Here is a 2,140-nt window from a genome sequence, read left to right as displayed (position 1 = left end):
ATATGTTCGCTTACGACGGTGATTTGCCGGTCGGCGGGGAAAAGGTACTCAACCATTCCGGATTGTGGAACGGGACGGGTGACTTCAAGCTGTCGTTCACGGGTGTCATCCAAGTGTCCCTGTTGGTGTTCTCGACAGACCGGACGGATGCCCTGGCATATAAGTACGCCACGTTCTTCGAGCAGTCGGACAAGATGATCAAGATCGCGGCGGCGAATTTCGACAAGGACGGTAACGTGCTGGAGGAGTCATCCATCATTACGACATCGAAGTACAACAGGCTCATATCCGAGCGTTTCAACGCTGACGGAAGCCTGAAGAACAAGTCCGGCCTGGTGACGACCGCTGATTTTTCCAAGCTGTTCGCCCAAGGGGTGAGCGACAACGGTCTTGTCAAGAGCGCGGATTTGAAGGTCTATGTCAAGCGTGACGAGTTCGGGGACCTTGTTTCCGGTGTCACCATCCGGGCCGACCAGATCGAGCTGGAGGGGCTTGTTACGGCGAACGGCTATTTCAAGGTCCTCACGGACGGGAGCATCGAGACCCGGAACGCGAACGTCAGCGGGATCGTCAAGGCCGATAAAGGCAAGATAGGCGGCTTCACCATCGAGTCCGGCCGCTTGTATTGGAAGAGCCGCGATTATTTCGGTAACGATTCCCGGAGTTTGAAACTGGGGGTCTCGAGCTCCTCGACGGAGGGGATCGTGGACGTGGCCTTCAATGGCGCCACCGACGGGCGGTTCGGCGTGAAGTCGGTCGGGGCGACCTCCGGTGGGGCCGCCATATACGCGTCGACAGGCCCCTTGACCTATCCGGCCAGCGGTATGACCTATGCCGGGTTCTTTGTCGGTCCGGTAGATGTAAGGGACACCGGTAACGGATTGATAAGTGATGTTTGCGCGTCGAAAGGGTTCCGGTACATCAAGAGTCGTAATTCCGACGGTACATACGTGTATAACGAGGGTGTGAACTGGGGGGATGGTGCCGCCCAGAATCCAGACCTTGACAAAATAAGACTTATCGTGAGGGGGGGCATCATTGTCGGCTATACAGGAGAATAAACATTTAAAACCAAAGAATATGAAAGTTGACTTAAACAGGAGATTCAGGGGGTTCAAAGGGAACGAGCTTGACGGTGACAACGTCGCCACCGCCGTGGCGGAGGCCCTGTTCAATTACGGGAAGGACAAGCCCGTGGGACGTGACGAGAAGTTCAAGGCTTATGTCCTGTGCCAGCGTATCATCCAGGGCGGGGGCGTGCTGGATTTGGAGAGTGAAGACGTCACCCTGATTAAGGAGGTGTGCGGTGAGAGTCTGACAGCCGGAGGCTATGGGCAAGTGTATGAACTTGTAGAAAGAAAGGAGTAGCGGTATGGCATTTACAGAAGAAGAAAAACAGGAAATTCTGGAAGTCGTCAAGGCGGAGTCCAAGAGTGTCGAATCCCTTGAGACGGTCGGCTCGCTGAGCGGGGTCAAATCCCTGCCTGCGCAGAAAGGTGACAAGCTGGTGAACGTCCCGATCACCTTACTGGGCAAGCCGGCCGATGACGCGGCGGCAAGGGCGATCAAGGCTGCCGAAAGGGTGGAGGAACTGGCCCCGAAAATGGAAGCGGCCACCCAGGAGACAAAGAAAGCTATTCAAACTGCGGGTGAATCGGCGGCAAAGGCGGAGGCGGCCGCGAAGAAGGCCGAGGACGCGATAGCCCAAGGTTACAAACATGAGGAGATGAGTGAGGAGGAGTTTGAAAGTCTCCCGGAAAAGGACGGCAAGACCATTTACTTGATTTACGAGGAGGAACAGGGATGATCCATGTTGGAGATAAAGAGGTGACGGCCATCCGCGTAGGTGAACGGGTGGTGGCGGCGGTCTATATAGGAGCCAAGCTGGTTTGGCAGGCGATAAGGAGTTGTTTCGGCGCGGGCTTTTGGCGCGGTGACAAACCTTGGAGCCGAACGGATGGATGGAAACGGATGAAATAACTTTTAAAGAATAACGATATGGCAAAGAAAGTATATGACGAGGACGGTCTGGATATGCAGAAGACCGATTGGTCCGGTGACGAATCCACGGGTAATCTTCCGGTGAGCGGCCGGTTGGTGGAGAACTATATCAAAAGTATTGATGACAAGGCCACCCCTA

General features: G+C 55.0%; 3 protein-coding genes and 1 pseudogene. All 4 read left to right on the top strand.

Annotation, left to right across the window (positions count from 1 at the left end; genetic code table 11):
- Positions 1-1,061: pseudogene (locus BQ9893_RS20995) on the top strand (hypothetical protein); the annotation flags it as partial.
- A gap of 19 nt (positions 1,062-1,080) precedes the next feature.
- Entirely contained in the window at positions 1,081-1,368 is a 288-nt protein-coding gene (locus BQ9893_RS20990; RefSeq protein WP_005647393.1) for a hypothetical protein, read from the top strand.
- A gap of 4 nt (positions 1,369-1,372) precedes the next feature.
- On the top strand, positions 1,373-1,807 hold the full coding sequence (locus tag BQ9893_RS20985) for a hypothetical protein (RefSeq protein ID WP_005647391.1): 435 nt from the start codon (positions 1,373-1,375) through the stop codon (positions 1,805-1,807).
- On the top strand, positions 1,804-1,980 hold the full coding sequence (locus BQ9893_RS20980) for a hypothetical protein (RefSeq protein ID WP_005647389.1): 177 nt from the start codon (positions 1,804-1,806) through the stop codon (positions 1,978-1,980). The genes BQ9893_RS20985 and BQ9893_RS20980 overlap by 4 nt, the downstream gene beginning before the upstream one ends.
- The last annotated feature ends 160 nt before the right edge of the window (positions 1,981-2,140 follow it).

The organism is Parabacteroides massiliensis, assembly GCF_900155425.1.
Classification (GTDB): domain Bacteria; phylum Bacteroidota; class Bacteroidia; order Bacteroidales; family Tannerellaceae; genus Parabacteroides; species Parabacteroides massiliensis.
The sequence above is the reverse complement of the archived record's forward strand: the minus strand, read 5'-3'. Positions and strand labels throughout refer to the sequence as shown.